Annotated in this window: 16 protein-coding genes; 9 read left to right on the forward strand and 7 right to left on the reverse strand. The window is 53.9% G+C overall.

Translation table 11 applies throughout. The features are described from left to right. Positions 1–3: 3 nt before the first annotated feature. Positions 4–594 carry a histidine phosphatase family protein gene (locus B2R48_RS11330; RefSeq protein ID WP_297000350.1) on the forward strand — a complete coding sequence of 197 codons (591 nt, stop codon included), beginning with the start codon at positions 4–6 and terminating at the stop codon, positions 592–594. Continuing rightward, complete coding sequence (locus B2R48_RS11335) at positions 591–1,064, forward strand: HAD family acid phosphatase (protein ID WP_297000352.1); 474 nt, start codon at positions 591–593, stop codon at positions 1,062–1,064. Before B2R48_RS11330 ends, B2R48_RS11335 begins: the two co-directional genes overlap by 4 nt. Positions 1,065–1,114: 50 nt before the next feature. Here B2R48_RS11335 and msrB read toward each other — a convergent pair whose 3' ends face one another. The 5 genes from msrB to B2R48_RS11360 form a co-directional block, all read right to left on the reverse strand. After that, entirely contained in the window at positions 1,115–1,555 is a 441-nt protein-coding gene (msrB, locus tag B2R48_RS11340) for a peptide-methionine (R)-S-oxide reductase MsrB (protein ID WP_297000355.1), read from the reverse strand. 128 nt (positions 1,556–1,683) lie between these two features. Beyond that, the gene (locus B2R48_RS11345) at positions 1,684–2,094 is read right to left on the reverse strand and encodes a thermonuclease family protein (protein WP_297000358.1); all 411 of its coding nucleotides are present in this window, start codon (positions 2,092–2,094) and stop codon (positions 1,684–1,686) included. A gap of 78 nt (positions 2,095–2,172) precedes the next feature. After that, on the reverse strand, positions 2,173–2,727 hold the full coding sequence (locus tag B2R48_RS11350) for an AAA family ATPase (RefSeq protein ID WP_297000360.1): 555 nt from the start codon (positions 2,725–2,727) through the stop codon (positions 2,173–2,175). A gap of 169 nt (positions 2,728–2,896) precedes the next feature. Beyond that, complete coding sequence (locus B2R48_RS11355) at positions 2,897–3,943, reverse strand: hypothetical protein (RefSeq protein ID WP_297000365.1); 1,047 nt, start codon at positions 3,941–3,943, stop codon at positions 2,897–2,899. A gap of 95 nt (positions 3,944–4,038) precedes the next feature. Beyond that, on the reverse strand, positions 4,039–5,025 hold the full coding sequence (locus B2R48_RS11360; RefSeq protein ID WP_062957519.1) for a LysR family transcriptional regulator: 987 nt from the start codon (positions 5,023–5,025) through the stop codon (positions 4,039–4,041). A 232-nt stretch (positions 5,026–5,257) separates the two neighbouring features. On the opposite strand from B2R48_RS11360, the gene chvE reads away from it, so the two are divergent. The 5 genes from chvE to B2R48_RS11385 all read left to right on the forward strand — a co-directional run bounded on the left by chvE (position 5,258) and on the right by B2R48_RS11385 (position 12,666). After that, entirely contained in the window at positions 5,258–6,337 is a 1,080-nt protein-coding gene (chvE, locus tag B2R48_RS11365; protein WP_062957518.1) for a multiple monosaccharide ABC transporter substrate-binding protein, read from the forward strand. A gap of 149 nt (positions 6,338–6,486) precedes the next feature. After that, positions 6,487–8,010, forward strand: coding sequence for a multiple monosaccharide ABC transporter ATP-binding protein (gene mmsA / locus B2R48_RS11370; protein ID WP_062957517.1), 1,524 nt, complete (start codon positions 6,487–6,489; stop codon positions 8,008–8,010). Between the two features lie 10 nt (positions 8,011–8,020). After that, complete coding sequence (gene mmsB, locus B2R48_RS11375; RefSeq protein WP_062957516.1) at positions 8,021–9,205, forward strand: multiple monosaccharide ABC transporter permease; 1,185 nt, start codon at positions 8,021–8,023, stop codon at positions 9,203–9,205. Between the two features lie 153 nt (positions 9,206–9,358). Next, entirely contained in the window at positions 9,359–11,107 is a 1,749-nt protein-coding gene (gene araD / locus B2R48_RS11380; protein ID WP_297000378.1) for an L-arabinonate dehydratase, read from the forward strand. Positions 11,108–11,274: 167 nt separating this feature from the next. Further along, on the forward strand, positions 11,275–12,666 hold the full coding sequence (locus tag B2R48_RS11385; RefSeq protein ID WP_297000381.1) for a hypothetical protein: 1,392 nt from the start codon (positions 11,275–11,277) through the stop codon (positions 12,664–12,666). Here B2R48_RS11385 and B2R48_RS11390 read toward each other — a convergent pair. Further along, entirely contained in the window at positions 12,615–13,307 is a 693-nt protein-coding gene (locus B2R48_RS11390; RefSeq protein ID WP_297000383.1) for a class I SAM-dependent methyltransferase, read from the reverse strand. The two genes, B2R48_RS11385 and B2R48_RS11390, sit on opposite strands and share 52 nt — an antisense overlap. A 136-nt stretch (positions 13,308–13,443) precedes the next feature. Continuing rightward, on the reverse strand, positions 13,444–14,115 hold the full coding sequence (locus B2R48_RS11395; RefSeq protein WP_297000387.1) for an HAD family hydrolase: 672 nt from the start codon (positions 14,113–14,115) through the stop codon (positions 13,444–13,446). Positions 14,116–14,371: 256 nt separating this feature from the next. On the opposite strand from B2R48_RS11395, the gene glmU reads away from it, so the two are divergent. Then, on the forward strand, positions 14,372–15,715 hold the full coding sequence (gene glmU, locus B2R48_RS11400) for a bifunctional UDP-N-acetylglucosamine diphosphorylase/glucosamine-1-phosphate N-acetyltransferase GlmU (protein ID WP_297000389.1): 1,344 nt from the start codon (positions 14,372–14,374) through the stop codon (positions 15,713–15,715). Positions 15,716–15,796: 81 nt separating this feature from the next. Beyond that, positions 15,797–17,620 (forward strand): glutamine--fructose-6-phosphate transaminase (isomerizing), encoded by a 1,824-nt coding sequence (glmS, locus tag B2R48_RS11405; RefSeq protein WP_297000392.1) that lies wholly within the window; start codon positions 15,797–15,799, stop codon positions 17,618–17,620. Positions 17,621–17,819: the final 199 nt, after the last annotated feature.

Consider the following 17,819-nt stretch of genomic DNA (forward strand, 5'->3'; position numbering starts at 1 on the left):
GTCATGATCTATGCCGCTGAAAAGTTCGATTTTCCCAAGCTGCCGTTTGTCTTCATCCGGCACGGGGAAACCGATGCCAACCGGGCGGGCATCATTGCCGGGTCAAACGAACCGCCACTGAATGAAACCGGGCGCGCACAAGCGTTGGCGATTGCACCATTAATGGCGAAGGCGAAATGGCATGCGGTTTATGTCAGTCCGCAGGACCGGGCACGCACGACGGCCAATCTGGTGCTGCCGGGGTATGACGCCCGGGTCCTTGATGGGTTGCGCGAACGCCATTGGGGCGATCTGGAAGGCCGGCCGATTGGCGAACTTTGCCCGCGCTTTGACACCCCGCCCAATGGCGAGGGGTTTGATGCGATGTGTCAGCGCGTGTCCTTTGCCATGCAACAGGCATTGGCAGAGGTCAGCGATAACCTGACCGTCATTGTTGCCCATTCCGGTGTGGCGCGCTGCATTCTTTACATGACCGGGTTCGAGGCCGATGGCCCGCGTGTGCCCAATGCGACCCCGATCCTGTTCCGCCCGACCAAGGATGGTTGGGGCTATGAGAATTTGACCGAAAACCTGATCAAGGAGATTTCTGCGTGACTGAACCCAAAGCCCGTGATGCGCGTGATGCAGTCGTGTTCGATATGGATGGCACGCTGGCGCATTTTGATGCCGATGCTTTGGGGCATCTGGTTCATGGTGTGGAAAAACAGTGGGATGCGTTCTTTGACGCCATGGACCACGCCAAACCGATTGAAAATATCGAGAAACTGTTGCGCATCCTGCATGCATCGGGCCATGCAATCCTGATCTGTTCGGGCCGCCCGGCGGGATGGCAGCACCGGTCAGAAGCCTGGCTGCGCGCGCATGATATCCCGTTTGACGGCATGTATCTGCGTCCCGAAGATGCCGATCACCGCACTGACGAGGAGGTCAAGGAAGACCTTCTGGCCAGGATCATCGAAGATGGGTTTAACCCGTGGCTGGTTGTCGATGATCGCAGGCGGGTGGTTGATAAATGGCGCGATATGGGGCTGACTTGCCTTCAATGCGCGCCAGGTGATTTCTAATCATCACACAAATAAAAAGACCGGCTTCGCGCCGGTCTTTTTTTGTCTGATTATTCAAACAGCTGGCGATAATCGCCATATCCCTCGGCATCCAGATCCTCAATCGGGATGAAGCGAAGGGATGCGGAATTGATGCAATAGCGCAATCCGCCACGGTCCTGCGGGCCATCGGGGAAGACGTGGCCGAGATGGCTGTCACCGTGTTTGGACCGGACCTCGATCCGGCGCATGCCAAGCGTGTTGTCTTCCTTGGCGACGATATGGTCGGTTTCGACAGGCTTTACAAAGCTTGGCCAGCCACAGCCGCTATCGAACTTGTCGCGCGAGGTGAAAAGTGGCTCGCCCGAGACGATATCAACATAAAGCCCGTCTTCCTTGTGATCCCAGAAATCATTGCGAAACGGCGGTTCGGTGCCGCTTTCCTGAGTCACATGATACTGTTCGGGCGACAGGTCGCGGATGGCATCGGGATCTTTGTGATACTTGCTCATATTTCGTCACTTCGCTTTTTGATCTTTGGTCCTGCAATTTCCTGTTTCCAAAGATGGTTGGAATATTGCCGTTGTCCAGTGACTTCACAGCGAAGTGACATTAATGGCCATCGCGATCAGCCCTGACGTTAGCCCTGACACCAGGGCAGACGTTTGGTTTTACCGTCATAGGGGCGGGCAAGGCCGTTTGCGATCAGCTCAAGATCAAGCGGGCTGCCATCAACCCGTACCGATGCCACCACACGCCCACCATAGCGGCCCCATTCGGGTTCGCAGAATTGCACGCTTGTTGCAGCCTTCAGGCGGCTTCGGGCGTAGTCGCGGGCCTTTTGGGCGAGTTGCTTTTCGCTTTCGCATTTGCCACGGACTTCTGGTGTGTCGACCCCGCGTACGCGCACCGACATACTGGCGATTTCTTCGGGCAGTCCCGGAATGGCGACATAGATCGTATCGCCGTCATAAGCGTAATTGCCGCGATATTCGCGCAGCGGCCAGTCATAGCAGGCGGCAACGGTCGGAAGGCTGGTGAGTAGTGTCACGGCGGCTGTGCATGCCATGAGGGCACGTTTGGCAGATCGGGATGTGGGTTTGTTTGGCGTCATCTTGGGGCGTGTTTCTTATAGTTTCAGGCGGGCAAGGATCTGGGCGGCGCGCTGTTCAACCGGGCCTTTGCGAATTTCGACCAGTTCATAGCCGCATTCATGATAGGTCCGGCACAGCACGACATATGTTCTGACGGCTTCAGAGAAGCTTTGTGTTCGCGCCGCATCGGTTTTGTAAATTTCCGACCATGGCGGCAGGACAAAGGCGAGTTTGTGATAGCGATAGGTCTTGATGGCGCGGATCAGGTCGGGGTTTTCGGGAAGGCCGCTTAGTCTTCGATGGGCCAATGTATCGGGCAAGCCACGATCACAGAAAACCGTGCGCGGGTGGTTTTGAATGTCGTCCTGCCACGCGCGGATGGACCGGCGATACATCAGACCGGCATAGGCATCATTGTCAGACCACGGCAGGGCGGTGCCGCCACGTTCCATCTGTTCTTCGATGATGGCGCGCGCGACCTCGGGGCTGGTGTCAAAGCCCCGGTCATTCAGATGATTAATCAAGGTGGTTTTGCCAACACCGGGACCCCCGGTAATGACAACAAGGTTGGACGTTATCGGTGTTTGCATTCGTGTTCGTGTCTCCGCAAGCACGCCGTTCTGGTCGGGCTTTGCGGCAAGGGGATGGCAATATTGTTGTTGGTTTTGGGTAGCGGCGAGATCGGTACGATCTGCGCAGGACCGGCTTTTTAGCGGCTTGTGACGTGAAGTCAACGACCAAGAAGATCCGGTCGAAGAATCAGGCGCAGCCTTCGATCAGGGTGATCGCGCTGTTTCCGGCATGGATGGCAATGACGCTGCCGGTTTCGTCAATTTCAAACCGGATGCCGCGCGTTTGCGCGTCGTCTTGCCACCAGGTCAAATACAGGCCATCGGGACCAAGATATTCGTGTTCTTCCTCGATCAGGGTTTGATTGGGAAATGCGTCAAGAACGTTTTCCTTGCTGGACCCGATGGAAAGACCATTCGTGGTTCGCACAAGGCTGGTGGCAACATCAAGTTCGTCACCATACAGCGATACCCGCGCAAGTTTGCCATCAAGAACCATATAGCCCAATCCATGCGGATCAAGGTCGCGTTGCAAATAGGTGCAGCTGTCATCGTCACCGGCGCGAAAGACATCAAGTTTCGGGCCAAGGACGTCACGAAGATCGCTGTCTGACATGCCGATAACCGCCGGGCCGTAACCCTGTTCTGACAGGTTGGCGAGGTTGGTGGGAATGGCATCAATGATGGTCAGGTCAATGATCGCCGTGCTGCCCTCATAGCGGATTTCGCCTGGTGTCACAGTTTGATTGAGATGGATCTGCGGCCAGTTGGTGCCCTCTGTCCAGTTGACGGGGAACAAAAGGTTGCTTTGCGGTTGCAAACACAACAGATCGATATTGCCCGGTGTATCCTTGTGGCGGGTTCTGGTGGCAGGCGGGATGTCCATGCAGATGGTTTGTGGAACATCTTCCATCCAGCTCACCGGCACACCGGGATCATCGCAAATTTCCGGATCAGGACGCAGTTCGAAATAGGGCGGCACGATATTGTCCATCACAAGATCAAGCCGCATGGGGCCTTTCCCTGCGGCGCCGATCAGTGTTTCAAGTGCCTCTGCGTCTGGTTCGAGCCACTGAAAATGGTTGATCGCCCATGCGGTTGTTCCACGCAGATCCATGACTGCGAAGTCGGCTGTGGTGGCTGCGCTGTATTGGGTTTCATCGGCACTGGCCGTGGCCGCGAACAAGGGCGACAATGCGCCCAGCAGGGCGGTGAAATATCGAACCAGTTTGGGCATGCTTGGATCTCGACGACACTATACTTTGTTCTGCTTCAGAAGCTTATGCGAGTTTTGGTCCGGCGCACAGTACAAACCTTTGCCTGGCCATTCGCCTAGCCATGGGGCTTTTCGATGCGTGAAAGAATATGGTCCGACACCAACTGTGCCGATGGCGAAAGCCGATGCCCACGGGCGGTAATCAGGCTATAGGGTTTAATTTCAATCGCGCCATCGAATGGCAATTCGGTGATCAGCCCGCCACTGGTCAGAAGGGTTGTGACTTCTTCGGCCATCGGGGCAATCGAGTTGGTATCAGACAACGTCGCAAGGGTCACAAGAAGTGATGCCGAGTTGAGGCTGGAATGGGGCAGGGGAAGGTGACGCGAAATAAAGACATCTTCAATCGTACGACGCATCAGGTTGCCCGGCGGCGGCAAAATCCAGTCGAATTGTGCAAGTCGTGCAAGGGTGATCGGTTTATTGCTTTCAAGCAGCGGGTGCCCCGTACGCACCATGAGGCGGATTTTCTCGCTTCTGATTTCGCGGATGTTAAAAAGGCGCGGGTCCATGTCTTCGGGCACACGGCCAATGACGAAGTCATGGTCACCAGCCAGCAAATCCTTGATCAGCAGGTGAGATGGCCCGACCCCGACATGGGCCTCAAGCAGCGAGTTGACCGCCTGGACGCTTCGGATTGCGGGTACAACCAATTCAACTGCGGCTGCGGTCACCGCACCGATAAATACGGTGCCGCCCCCATGTTTGATGTCCTCGATTTCGCGTTCGGCCTCGCGGATTTCAATCAGCATGCTGCGCGCACGTCGCGCCAGGGCGCGTCCGGCGTTGGTCATCTCGATACCACGCGGGCTGCGCACGCATAGTCTGGCTTCGAGAATGCTTTCCATCTCAGACAATAGTCTAGAGGCAGCAGGTTGGGATGTCTTGAGCATGTCCGCCGCCAGACTGATCTGACCAGTTTCTTCCATCGCGACAATCATGCGCAGGTGACTGAGCTTAAGTCCGCGCTGAAAAAGGTTTCCCGACCGGAAAAGCAGCGATTTTGCCGAGCTGAGCGGCTGCTGGGTTGACGTTTTTGCCATATGTATTCCTCCTGCGGTGGGGATTTTAATATATCGTTTTTGATATGCAAGTTTCGAAAATGTTTATTTGATTGTTATGTAGGGCGTCTGAATAATGGCGCCGTGTCCTTTGGGAAATAGGATGCTGTATCAATCGAAAACAAAGACACGACGTATGCGGGCCAAGCACGCCTGTGAAAGTCGGGCTTAGACAAAAATGGCTGGTATGCCGTGTCTTTTAGGGAGGATAGCTATGAAACGTCTCGGTGCCGTAATGGCAGGGGTCGCCTTTGGCGCGGCCGCAATGATGAGCCCGATGATTTCCGGCGGTTACGCCCATGCCGATGAAAAAGGCTATGTCGGGATCGCAATGCCCACCAAATCTTCGGCACGTTGGATTTCCGACGGAAATTCCATGGTCGAGCAGTTTGAAGCTGCCGGCTACAAAACCGATCTTCAGTACGCAGAAGATGATATTCCCAACCAGCTGTCCCAAATCGAAAACATGATCGTTAAGGGCGTGGATGTCCTGGTGATCGCGGCGATTGACGGTACCACGCTTTCGAATGCGCTGGAAAACGCAGCAGCAGCGGGCATCAAGGTCTTCGCCTATGACCGCCTGATCGTTGAAAGCCCGAATGTCGATTATTATTCCACCTTTGATAACTTCAAGGTTGGCGTTCAGCAGGCATCTTCGCTTGTTGATGGTCTGATTGAATCGGGTGAGCCGCCCTATAACGTCGAACTGTTCGGCGGTTCGCCGGACGATAACAACGCGTATTTCTTCTATAACGGTGCCATGTCGATCCTGCAGCCGCTGATCGACGAAGGAACCATCGTGATCAAATCCGGCCAGATGGGCATGGACAAGGTCGGTACGCTGCGTTGGGATGGTGCGGTTGCACAGGCACGTATGGATAACCTTCTTTCGGCATACTACACCGACGAAGAAATCGATGGTGTTCTGTCGCCGTATGATGGCCTGTCGATTGGTATCCTTTCCTCGCTCAAGGGCGTTGGTTACGGTTCGGGCGACATGGATATGCCGATCGTTACCGGTCAGGATGCTGAACTGCCGTCGGTCAAGTCGATCCTGGCTGGTGAGCAGTACTCCACCATCTTCAAGGATACCCGTGAACTTGCACGTGTGACCGTTTCGATGGTGGACAGTGTGCTTGCAGGCGAAAAGCCGACCATCAACGACACCAGCACTTACGACAACGGTGTGAAGGTTGTTCCTTCCTACCTGCTTGAGCCGATCATGGTTGATAAATCCAACTGGGAAGAAATCCTTGTTGGTTCAGGCTACTACACCAAAGAAGAAGTGCAGTAAGCACTTGAACTTTGAAGGCCCCGGCGGAGACGCCGGGGTCGCTTTTCTCAAACGTGATCGGGCGATCAAGCCCGACTGGTTTCCAGGAAAACAAAGACCAAAGCAGGCTTAAGGCGCCGTTGCAGTGTCAATGGCAGTGGGAGGACCGGATGGATACCATCCTGGAAATGAAGAACATCACCAAGACTTTCCCGGGTGTGAAGGCACTTGATGATGTTAGTATTAAAGTCGAGCGCGGCGAAATTCATGCGCTTTGTGGCGAGAATGGTGCCGGCAAATCCACGCTGATGAAGGTGCTGAGCGGGGTCTATCCGCATGGTACCTATGAAGGCGACATCCTTTATGACGGCGGGGTGCAGGAATTCAAGGATATCCGCGACAGTGAAGATCGCGGGATTATCATCATCCATCAGGAGCTGGCCCTGGTGCCGCTTCTGTCGATTGCTGAAAATATCTTTCTGGGCAACGAGATCAGTGAAAACGGCGTTGTGAACTGGCCTGCGACGTTTGCGCGCACGGGCGAATTGCTGAAAAAAGTGGGTTTGAAAGAGAACCCGGCAACGCTTGTGACCAATATCGGGGTCGGCAAACAGCAGCTTGTTGAAATTGCCAAGGCGCTTTCAAAAAAGGTGAAGCTTCTGATTTTGGACGAGCCAACGGCAAGTCTTCAGGAAAATGACAGTCAGAAGTTGCTGGACCTTTTGCTGGAATTCAAGGCGCAAGGCATTACCTCGATCCTGATTTCGCATAAGCTTAACGAAATCAACCGGGTTGCAGACCGCATCACGATCATTCGTGATGGCAAGTCAATTTCGACCCTTGATGCACGTGGTGGCAATATTACCGAAGACGATATCGTCAAGGATATGGTCGGGCGTGATATGGCGCACCGCTATCCGGACCGCACGCCCAATATCGGTACCGAAAAGCTGATGGAGGTCCGCAATTGGTCGGCAACCCATCCGCTTCATCCCGAGCGCAAGGTCGTTGACAATGTCAATATCGACGTTGCTGCCGGCGAGGTTGTCGGGATCGCGGGTCTGATGGGGGCCGGACGAACCGAGCTTGCCATGAGCATCTTTGGCCAGTCCTATGGCACCGATATTTCGGGCGAAGTTCTGATTAATGGCAAGCCTGTTGATGTCTCGACCGTCGAAAAGGCGATTGCATCGGGCCTTGCCTACGTTACCGAAGACCGTAAGGAAATGGGTCTGATCCTTGAAGAAAGCATCACGACCAACATTACGCTGGCGAACTTGCCAGGTGTTTCGGAAAACGGTGTTCTCAATGACGGCGCAGAGCGATCCGTTGCCGAGGAATATCGCAACAAGATCAACATTCGCACCCCGAATGTTGCGCAAAAGGTCATGAACCTCTCGGGTGGCAACCAGCAGAAAGTCGTTTTGTCCAAATGGCTGTTTGCTGCACCTGAAGTGCTCATTCTTGATGAGCCGACCCGCGGTATTGATGTCGGGGCGAAATACGAAATTTACACGATTATCAACCAACTGGCTGCCGACGGTAAGGGGGTCATCATGATCTCGTCGGAAATGCCGGAGCTTCTGGGCATGTGCGATCGCATCTACGTGATGAACGAAGGTGAGATCAAGGGGCAGCTTGCGGCAAAGGACGCAAGCCAGGAAGCAATCATGCGCATGATCCTGAAGGCGTGAGGAATAGACAATGACGGATACTGAAACCAAATCAATCGGCTACTATCTGCGCACCCACATTCGTGAATACGGCATGGTTGTTGCGCTGGTTGCCATTCTGGCCTTCTTCCAGGTTTTGACCGACGGCATCATGCTCAAGCCGGTCAACCTGACCAACTTGTTCCTGCAAAACAGCTATATCATCATCATGGCTGTTGGCATGTTGCTGGTGATTGTCGGCGGTAATATTGACCTGTCAGTCGGCTCTGTTGTCGGCTTTATCGGCGCGTTGGCCGCCGTGATGATCGTCAATTGGGATTTGCCGACGGTCCTTGTTATCCCGGTCTGCCTGATCGCGGGGGCGATCATTGGTGCGGCTCAAGGGTATTGGGTGGCCTATTGGCGTATTCCGTCCTTTATTGTGACACTGGCTGGGATGCTGGTGTTCAAGGGGCTGACGCTGGCCCTTTTGGGCGGGGCATCGGTTGGTCCGTTCCCCGACAGCTTCCAGGCAATGTCATCGGGCTTCATCCCCGACTTTCTTGGTGGTTTCATCGAGGGACGCTTCAACGTCTTCTCCATGACGCTGGGTGTGGTTCTGGCGGCACTTCTGCCGATCCTTGGCCTGCGTTCGCGCGCCAAGCAGGCGAAGTTTGCCGCGGTAGAGGAACCGATGGCAGTGTTTGTCACCAAACATGCGGTTGCAGGGATTGCGATCCTGTTTGTGACCTATCTGCTGTCGACCTATCGTGGATTGCCGAACATTCTGGTGATCATGGCGGTTCTGATTGCGATCTTTACCTTCATCACCAACAGCACGACCTTGGGTCGTCGCATCTATGCGCTCGGCGGGAATGAAAAGGCCGCCAAGCTTTCAGGCATTAACACCAAGCGCCTGACCTTCTTCACCTTTGCCAATATGGGCATGCTTGCCGCGCTTGCGGGGCTGGTTTTTGCCGCGCGTCTGAACACGGCAACGCCAAAAGCGGGCCTTGCGTTCGAGCTTGACGTGATCGCTGCTGTATTCATCGGTGGTGCATCGATGTCGGGTGGCGTAGGTAAAGTGATCGGTGCTGTGGTTGGCGCGCTGATCATGGGTGTCATGAATAACGGGATGTCGATTATCGGTGTCGGTATTGACTGGCAGCAGGTGATCAAGGGCCTTGTGCTTTTGGCGGCTGTGATCTTCGACGTCTACAACAAGAACAAGGCGTAACAACACGTTGACGCGGAACGATGCGCACCGGCCTCACACCAGTCGGTTTCCCTGACCGATTGCCGGTGCGTGTCGTTCAATGTCCTGTGTGTGGCTGTACCAACCGCACATGACCGGATCCGTCACGATAATAAGTCAAAAAGGAAAACGGGCATGACGAAGTTCAAACCGGCTCCCTGGCCGCGTACCTTGCGGTCACAAGAAGGTTGGTTCGGCGGAACCAGCAAGGACAATATCTATCACCGCAGCTGGATGAAGAACCAGGGTCTGCCGTCGGATCTGTTTGATGGGCGACCGGTGATTGGCATTTGTAATACCTGGTCTGAACTGACCCCATGCAACGCCCATTTGCGTGATCTGGCCGAACGGGTCAAACACGGCATTTACGAAGCAGGTGGCCTGCCGCTTGAATTCCCGGTTTTCTCGACCGGTGAAAGCACGCTGCGTCCAACCGCAATGATGTTCCGTAACCTTGCTTCAATGGATGTCGAGGAAATGCTGCGCGGAACGCCACTTGACGGTGTTGTCCTGATGGTGGGTTGCGACAAAACCACGCCATCGCTTCTCATGGGGGCGGCCAGCGTTGATATTCCGGCGATTGTCGTCACCGGTGGTCCGATGCTGAACGGCAAATGGCGCGGTGAGGATATTGGATCGGGCACCTCTCTTTGGCAGCTTGCCGAGGCGCGCAAGGCCGGCAAGATCAGCACCGAAGATTTCCTTGAGGCCGAAATTGCCATGTCGCGATCCCCCGGGTCGTGCAACACCATGGGCACGGCCTCAACCATGGCCAGCATGGCCGAGGCGCTTGGCATGGCGCTTTCGGGCAATGCCGCGATCCCGGCCGTTGATAGCCGTCGTCGTGTAATGGCGCATGTGACGGGCCGTCGCATCGTTCAGATGGTCAAGGATGACCTCAAGCCGTCTGACGTTATGACCAAGGAGGCATTCGAAAACGCCATTCGCGTCAATGGTGCGATTGGCGGATCGACGAACGCAGTGATCCATTTGTTGGCGATTGCCGGGCGTGTTGGTATTGACCTGTCCCTTGATGACTGGGATCGCCTGGGCAAGGATATCCCGACCATCGTCAACCTGCAGCCATCTGGCGACTACCTGATGGAGGAGTTCTTCTATTCCGGTGGTCTGCCTGTGGTAATCAAGGCGCTGGCCGAGGCAGGCAAGCTTCACAATGATGCCCTGACCGTCTCGGGTGAAACCATGTGGGATCAGGTCAAGGATGTGCGCAACTGGAACGAGGACGTCATTCGCCCGTTCGACAAGGCCCTGACCGAAAGCGGTGGCATTGCCGTGGTCAAGGGTAACCTTGCGCCCAATGGTGCGGTGATTAAGCCATCAGCGGCAACGCCGGAGCTTCTGACGCATCGCGGTCGCGCCGTGGTGTTTGAGGACATCGATGATTACAAGGCCAAGATTTATGACGAGGACCTTGATATCGATGAAACCTGCATCATGGTTCTGAAGAATTGTGGTCCGAAAGGTTATCCGGGCATGGCAGAGGTCGGCAATATGGGCCTGCCGCCCAAGGTGCTTCGCAAGGGCATCACGGACATGGTGCGTATTTCAGATGCGCGTATGAGCGGTACGGCCTATGGCACCGTTGTGCTTCATACCTCGCCGGAGGCTGCGGCCGGTGGCCCGTTGGCCGTCGTTAAGAATGGCGACATGATCGAGCTTGATGTGCCCAACCGTCGCCTGCACCTCGATATCAGCGATGAAGAGCTGGCCCAGCGCCTGAAAGACTGGAAAAACAGCGTTCCGGTCCCGGAAAGCGGCTATGCATCGCTTTACTACAAGTCGGTGATTGGTGCAGATCGCGGGGCAGACTTCGACTTCCTTGTCGGCCATCGTGGCAACGCAATTCCGAAGGACAGTCACTGACTCCATTCGGCTGATTGAGATCTGACGTAAAATAAGCCGGTCAACAGAATGTCTGTTGGCCGGTTTTTCTTTTGGAAGCCTCCGTTTTTGAAGACAATCTTGCTTCCACGCGTTATAGAACTGAACAATGTAAGATTGTTATAAGTAGTTTGTTTTGATTGGGCTCCATGCTGAAACTCACAACGAATACAATCCTGTTTCTCGGAGTGTTTTGGATCGTTGCCTCTAGAATTCTTGTTCCCGGGGCAAATATTCAACCTGACTCTCCGCGATATGTGACAGCAGGATTGAATTTATATCAGCATGGCATTCTATCCGGGGAGCGCTACCGAGAGGATGAGCCACCTGAGCCAGGATTGTATGCAGGAGGTGTGCTGACGGCTGTCGAGATTGCAACAGCTGCCATGCTAAGCAAGGACACATACCTGGATTTGATGTGTGTTGCCGAAGTTAGCGTTGATGAGGGATGTGGGAGAGGTTTGTGGTCTCTGAAAGCAATCTATTTTCTTGAAGCATGCATTTTCCATCTTTGCGCTTTGTTTGTTGGCTGGCGGTTCTTTGGTCGCAATATGATTGCTGCTTGGGGAGTTGTTGCGGCGTCTATGCTTTTCAAAGATACATATGCCTATGCTTCGTCACCGCTTAGTGAACAAGGTTATCTGATGCTTGCGGGTCTATTTGCGTCAGCTTGGATATACGTTTTCGATAATGCTGAGAAGATGTTCAGCTGGTTCATATCAGGTCTCGTTGCAGGGTTGCTGGTTCTCGTTAAGCCTGCATGGTTGTTGTTACCCATTGGTCTTGCTCTCATTTCATTTTTCGCATTGTTGGCAGGAAAATCACCTAAACGACAAACTTTGACAGCAAGTGCATCATTTTGCGTCGCGTTCGTTCTTGCCCTAGCGCCGATGCTTTTGCGGAACTGGATCGTGCTTGATACGTTTGCGATGAGTGAGCAAAGCTATCTTGTCTCGTCCTTATCTCACCGTCTTGCTTTTAACCTTATGAGTTGGAAGGAATGGCTTATCGGATGGATTTATTATGTTCCGGTGTCCGGTGCACAGAGGCTTTTTGGTTTAGATGTTTTGCTTCCGCTCGGCTGGGGGGAAACAAGTTATTATCAATTTGGTCGCGACACATTGGATGACCTGGCAAATGACGGGCGCTCGGTGTTGGAAGCACGAAACTATTTGTTGTCCGAGTATGTGTTTTCGATGCCGTTGAAGTTTGTCGCGGTTACCTTGCTGCTTTTTTGGCGAGGAATTTTTGTTGGGCATGTTGTGGCCATGCTTGCTGTTCCGAGTGCAGGTTTAATCACCGTCTTTGCGCGAAACGGTATTTGGCTTCGCTGGATGTTTCTAATCTTGCCATTCATGTTTATGGCGGGTGTCAACGCAGCGTTATCGGTAAGCTTGTACCGTTATAACTTGGCACTGATCATCCCTTATTGCATCGCGATGGTCTGGGTGATGATGACAGCGATAAACTTCATGCTCTCAAGATTTGGTCAGACTGGTTTTCTAGCAACTGCGAAAACGTTTTTGCCAGCCAAGCGATGAGTGATTGCATCAAGCGTCTTGCTGAGAGGAAAAGCGAAGCGATCATATGCAACTAGTCCACGCAAGGATACGTCACCGGATTTGCTACCTACCAACTTGTAGGCAATAGTCGCGGGAACACCAAGAATATCCGCATACTTGCAAGCAAGAATATCGAACCCCTCTGACATAAGTTTGTTACTGAGTTCTTTCCGCGTGTAACGGCGGAAATGCTGAACCTTCTCGTCCATCGAAGAGTAAAGGCACGGCATGGCAGGGACGTACACGACCAAAAGGCTGCCAGGCTTTAGGACGCGATATATCTCTCGAATCGCCTGACAATCGTCTTCAATGTGTTCAAGAACATTGAGGCTGTATGAGAAATCTACAGTCTCATCGCTCAGTTCTTCGCAACTCGCAAAAACATCAAAACCCCTCGTTCGAACTTCATCAGCTTGGTGTTTGTCGGGTTCAATGCACAACAACTTCCGCTCTTTGCGAGAAACGCGTTCGGCAAAGAAACCGGTTCCAGCGCCGAAATCAAGAAGGATTCCATCATCCGGTGCATGGTTTTCTACGAGTGTAGTCAGAAAGTTATTGTAGTTTTTTGCAAAAGACATCACGTCGAGGTTGTCTTTGCCGGTATAATCGAAGTTCTGCATGTGACCTGCTGTTATCTATCAGTGCTTCAGTATAAAAACTATCGTTCAGGTGTCGCTGAAGACTTCAATGAGGGTTTTATCTTGATGAAAAGGGGGGCTGAGTACTTATAAAAAGTCTGACAGTGTTTATCAGTTATCAAGCAGTTATTCCAGTTATTGTATTTTGAAGCTGCAGGTAGTCTGTTGTCAGGCCATCAGCACCCAATGATTGTGCGCGGGTGTCATCGACTTCCATGGCAACGGTAATCGCATGAATGCCAGCCGCGCGGGCGGCGATTACATCATTGGCGTGATCGCCGACCATGATGGCTGTGTCTTTCGATTTAATAAAGCCAAGCTGCCCCAGCACAAATTCAAGAAAGCGACCAGCGGGTTTTTTGACCTCAAAGCTGTCACCGCCAGCGATGACGCTAAACAGGTCCGCGACACCAAGTTTGGTCAGGATGGTCTTGCACGGGGCTTCGGGTTTGTTCGATGCCAGCGCAATCGTCCAGCCGTCTGATTTCAGTTGGCGCAGGACGGGTTCGGCATGTTCAAAAAGGCGGGTATAGGCGTAGTCGGTTTCGACATATCGCGCGTTGAAATCGATGTTGAGTTCATCAAGCATCGCGTCAGAGGGCTCTGATCCGCGTGCGGCAAAGGCGCGTTTGGTCAGCATCCATGTGCCATCACCCAGCATGGCTTCAATATCATGACGAACAAGTGGCGCATGACCGTGGGCGGCCAGCAAATCATTCATTGCAAACAGGATGTCATCGACCCCGTCAATCAGGGTGCCATCAAGGTCGAACAGAATGAATTTGGCCATCGGGTGGGGCTCCTTGGAGGTGAATTGGCAGCAGCGGTGACAAGTGCAGCATGGTTTATAGGAACTTAACGGAAGCCGTGCCATTAACAATCGGTAACATCTGCTAACAGCCGGTAACAAAACGTGATTCTTTATGGGCTTTTGCTTGAAAAGAATATGTTCTAAGACTTGCTGCGAATTGGATTATTTGCATCACAACCATTGTGATAATGCTTTCAAAGGGGATGCTGCGAAACCGCAGCCAACAGGGTAATAGATGTCGCTTGAGCTAAGTGTTGTTGTTTTGGCTGCCGGTATGGGTACGCGCATGAAAAGCGCCTTGCCCAAAGTCATGCACAAAGTTGCCGGCAAGCCGATGGTCAATCACGTCATTGATACCGCAGCCCACCTGAAGGCGGCAAAGACCATGGTGGTTGTTGGTCCGGATATGCCCGACCTGATCAAGGCCGTTGCCCCGCATCAGACCTTTGAACAAACTGACCGTCTTGGCACGGCACACGCTGTTCTTGCTGCCAAGGATGGCTTGAAGGGCCTTACGGGCAATGTTCTGGTGCTATATGCCGATAGCCCGCTTTTTACCGCCGAAACTCTGGCGCGCCTTGTCGCTGCCCGCGAAGAAAATGATCATGCCGTTGCGGTTCTGGGTTTCCGACCCGAAGACCCGACAGGTTATGGCCGTTTGGTCACTGATCAGAACGGCAACCTGACAGCGATCGTCGAGGACAAGGAATGCAATGACGCGCAGCGTCAGATCAATTTCTGCAATTCCGGTGTGATGTGTTTCAAGGCCGAGGACATGATAGCAACCCTTGAGGCGATCGATAACGCCAATGCCAAGGGTGAATATTACCTGACCGATGCGGTCGAAGTGGCGCAAAAGAACGGGCAGAGCTGTGTTGCAGTCGAGGTGGATGAGGCAGAGACACTTGGTGTTAATTCCCGCACCCAGTTGGCGGTTGCCGAAGCCATCCTGCAAGATCGCCTGCGCGAAGCCGCAATGGCAGACGGCGCAACATTGGTTGATCCGGCATCCGTGTTCCTCAGTGCCGATACCAAACTTGGCCGGGATGTAATTGTTGAACCCAATGTGGTCTTCGGTCCCGGCGTGACAGTGGGCGACAATGTCGTGATAAAGGCGTTCAGCCATCTTGAAAGCTGTGTGGTTGGCAATGGTGCCGATATCGGGCCTTATGCCCGGTTGCGCCCAGGGGCTGAAATCGGTGCCGGTGCGCGGGTTGGCAACTTTGTCGAAATCAAGAAGGCCGTGCTTGAGGCCGGGGCAAAGGTCAATCACCTGAGCTATATCGGTGATGCCCGTGTCGGGACAAAAGCCAATATCGGGGCCGGAACGATCACGTGCAACTATGACGGTTTCCGCAAACAGCATACCGACATCGGGGCAGGGGCCTTTATCGGTTCGAACTCGTCGCTTGTCGCACCCGTCGAGATTGGCGATGGCGCGATTGTCGGCGCGGGCAGCACGATCACTGGCAAGGTCGAAGCGGATGCACTGACCCTGACAAGGGCCGAACGGATCGAGAAAAGGGGCTGGGCCGCCAAGTTTCGCGAGAAAATGCGCGAACTGACCGGCAAGAAATAGCCCAAACAAAGATTTTTGAAATTGCCACTCGTCTTCGGGTGGTCAAAACGACAAGCGATACAAAGCAGGAAGAAAACCAATATGTGCGGCATTATCGGGATTATTGGCAAAGACAGCGTCAGCGATCGCATTCTTGAGGGGCTGAAGCGTCTTGAGTATCGCGGTTATGACAGTGCCGGGATTGCGACACTGGTCAATGGCCATATAGAACGCCGACGTGCCGAAGGCAAACTGATCAATCTTGCAAATCGTTTGGCGGGCGAACCGCTGGCGGGGGATGTCGGCATTGGTCATACCCGCTGGGCAACCCATGGTGTGCCGACTGAAAACAACGCCCATCCGCACACCGATGGCAAGGTCGCTGTTGTCCATAACGGCATCATTGAAAACTTCCAGGAAATCAAGGCAGAGCTATCTGCCAAGGGTCGCGAATTCGCCACCGAAACCGACACCGAGGTGGTCGTGCATCTGGTGTCTGATTTCCTTGATCAGGGTAAGACCCCGCGCGAAGCGGTTGCCGCCACCCTGCATCGCATCGAAGGTGCCTTTGCCCTTGTGATCATGATTGCCGGTGAGCATGACGTGATCTTTGGAGCGCGCCGTGGAACGCCGCTTGCCGTTGGTCTGGGCGAGGGCGAGATGTATCTCGGATCGGACGCCATGGCTTTGTCGCACCTGACCAACAAACTTATCTATCTTGAAGAAGGCGACTGGGTTGAAATGACCCGCGATAGCGTTCAGGTTCGCGATGAAAATGACGAAGACGTCATCCGCGAAACCAAGCTTTCGGCCGTGTCGGGCGCGATGATGGGCAAGGGCAACTACAATCACTTCATGCAGAAGGAAATCTTCGAACAGCCTGCTGTGATTGGCGATACGCTGCATGCGTTTATCAATCCGGCGACCCAGACGATCAAACTGCCGGACATGCCGTTTTCCTTTGCCGATGCAACGCGTTTGACGATTGTCGCCTGCGGCACGTCCTATTACGCCGGGCTGGTGGCAAAACACTGGATCGAACGTTATGCCGGTCTGGGGGTGGATGTCGACGTCGCATCCGAGTTCCGCTATCGCTGCCCGCCACTGCCGAAAGGCGGCGTCGCCCTGTTCATTTCGCAGTCGGGCGAGACGCTTGATACCCTGGCCGCCCTTCGGTATGCGAAATCCAAGGGCCAGAAGATCGTATCCATCGTCAATGTGCCCGAAAGTACGATTGCGCGCGAAAGTGACGTGGTCCTTTTGACCTATGCCGGGCCTGAAATCGGGGTGGCCTCGACCAAGGCCTTTACGACACAGCTCACGGTTCTCGCCTGCCTTGCCGTGACCATCGGCCGTGAAAACGGAACCCTTGCCAAGGATGAAGAAGCCGCCATCGTCAGTGCGCTGACCGAAGTGCCAAAACACGCTGCCGAAGTCCTGCATCATGACGAGGCACTTAAACAGCTTGCCCTTGACGTCGCTGACGCGCGCGATGTGCTTTATCTCGGTCGTGGTCTTGGTTACCCGATCGCGATGGAAGGGGCGCTTAAGCTCAAGGAAATTTCCTATATCCACGCTGAAGGCTATGCCGCCGGTGAAATGAAGCATGGCCCGATTGCCCTGATTGATCAGTCGGTTCCGATCATCGTCATTGCCCCGTCCGATGAGCTGTTTGAAAAAACTGCCTCAAACATGCAGGAAGCTGCCGCACGTGGCGGTCGTGTGATCTTTATCTCGGACGCGCCGGGGCTTGCCAAACTGGGTGATATGGCATCGGCCACGATCGAACTGCCCAAGGTCGCCGACTTCGTCGCACCGATCCTGTACACCATCCCGGTACAGATGCTGGCCTATCACGTTGCCGTACACAAAGGCACCGACGTTGATCAGCCCCGCAACCTCGCCAAATCGGTGACGGTGGAATAAGCACAAATCAGTTCAGACAAACTGCGAAGGCCGGGTGCAGATGCATCCGGCCTTTTTTATTTGCGATCTAGGGCCCATAGCATGAATAACGCGCCCAAATACCACTTCTTCGCAATAAGTTAACCGAAGGTTCGACAGTATTGGCCGGGCAATGTAATCTCAATTGGACGACGTTGTTCGACGCCATTTACTTTTCGAT

Origin of the sequence: Thalassospira sp. UBA848 (assembly GCF_002295455.1) — a bacterium.
Taxonomy (GTDB): domain Bacteria; phylum Pseudomonadota; class Alphaproteobacteria; order Rhodospirillales; family Thalassospiraceae; genus Thalassospira.

What these genes read in the sequence shown, in the direction of transcription:
- B2R48_RS11330 (WP_297000350.1), top strand. Translation starts at nt 4, where the DNA reads ATGATCTATGCCGCTGAAAAGTTCGATTTTCCCAAGCTGCCGTTTGTC.
- msrB (WP_297000355.1), bottom strand. Translation starts at nt 1,555, where the DNA reads ATGAGCAAGTATCACAAAGATCCCGATGCCATCCGCGACCTGTCGCCC.
- B2R48_RS11350 (WP_297000360.1), bottom strand. Translation starts at nt 2,727, where the DNA reads ATGCAAACACCGATAACGTCCAACCTTGTTGTCATTACCGGGGGTCCC.
- B2R48_RS11355 (WP_297000365.1), bottom strand. Translation starts at nt 3,943, where the DNA reads ATGCCCAAACTGGTTCGATATTTCACCGCCCTGCTGGGCGCATTGTCG.
- B2R48_RS11360 (WP_062957519.1), bottom strand. Translation starts at nt 5,025, where the DNA reads ATGGCAAAAACGTCAACCCAGCAGCCGCTCAGCTCGGCAAAATCGCTG.
- chvE (WP_062957518.1), top strand. Translation starts at nt 5,258, where the DNA reads ATGAAACGTCTCGGTGCCGTAATGGCAGGGGTCGCCTTTGGCGCGGCC.
- mmsA (WP_062957517.1), top strand. Translation starts at nt 6,487, where the DNA reads ATGGATACCATCCTGGAAATGAAGAACATCACCAAGACTTTCCCGGGT.
- mmsB (WP_062957516.1), top strand. Translation starts at nt 8,021, where the DNA reads ATGACGGATACTGAAACCAAATCAATCGGCTACTATCTGCGCACCCAC.
- araD (WP_297000378.1), top strand. Translation starts at nt 9,359, where the DNA reads ATGACGAAGTTCAAACCGGCTCCCTGGCCGCGTACCTTGCGGTCACAA.
- B2R48_RS11385 (WP_297000381.1), top strand. Translation starts at nt 11,275, where the DNA reads ATGCTGAAACTCACAACGAATACAATCCTGTTTCTCGGAGTGTTTTGG.
- B2R48_RS11390 (WP_297000383.1), bottom strand. Translation starts at nt 13,307, where the DNA reads ATGCAGAACTTCGATTATACCGGCAAAGACAACCTCGACGTGATGTCT.
- B2R48_RS11395 (WP_297000387.1), bottom strand. Translation starts at nt 14,115, where the DNA reads ATGGCCAAATTCATTCTGTTCGACCTTGATGGCACCCTGATTGACGGG.
- glmU (WP_297000389.1), top strand. Translation starts at nt 14,372, where the DNA reads ATGTCGCTTGAGCTAAGTGTTGTTGTTTTGGCTGCCGGTATGGGTACG.
- glmS (WP_297000392.1), top strand. Translation starts at nt 15,797, where the DNA reads ATGTGCGGCATTATCGGGATTATTGGCAAAGACAGCGTCAGCGATCGC.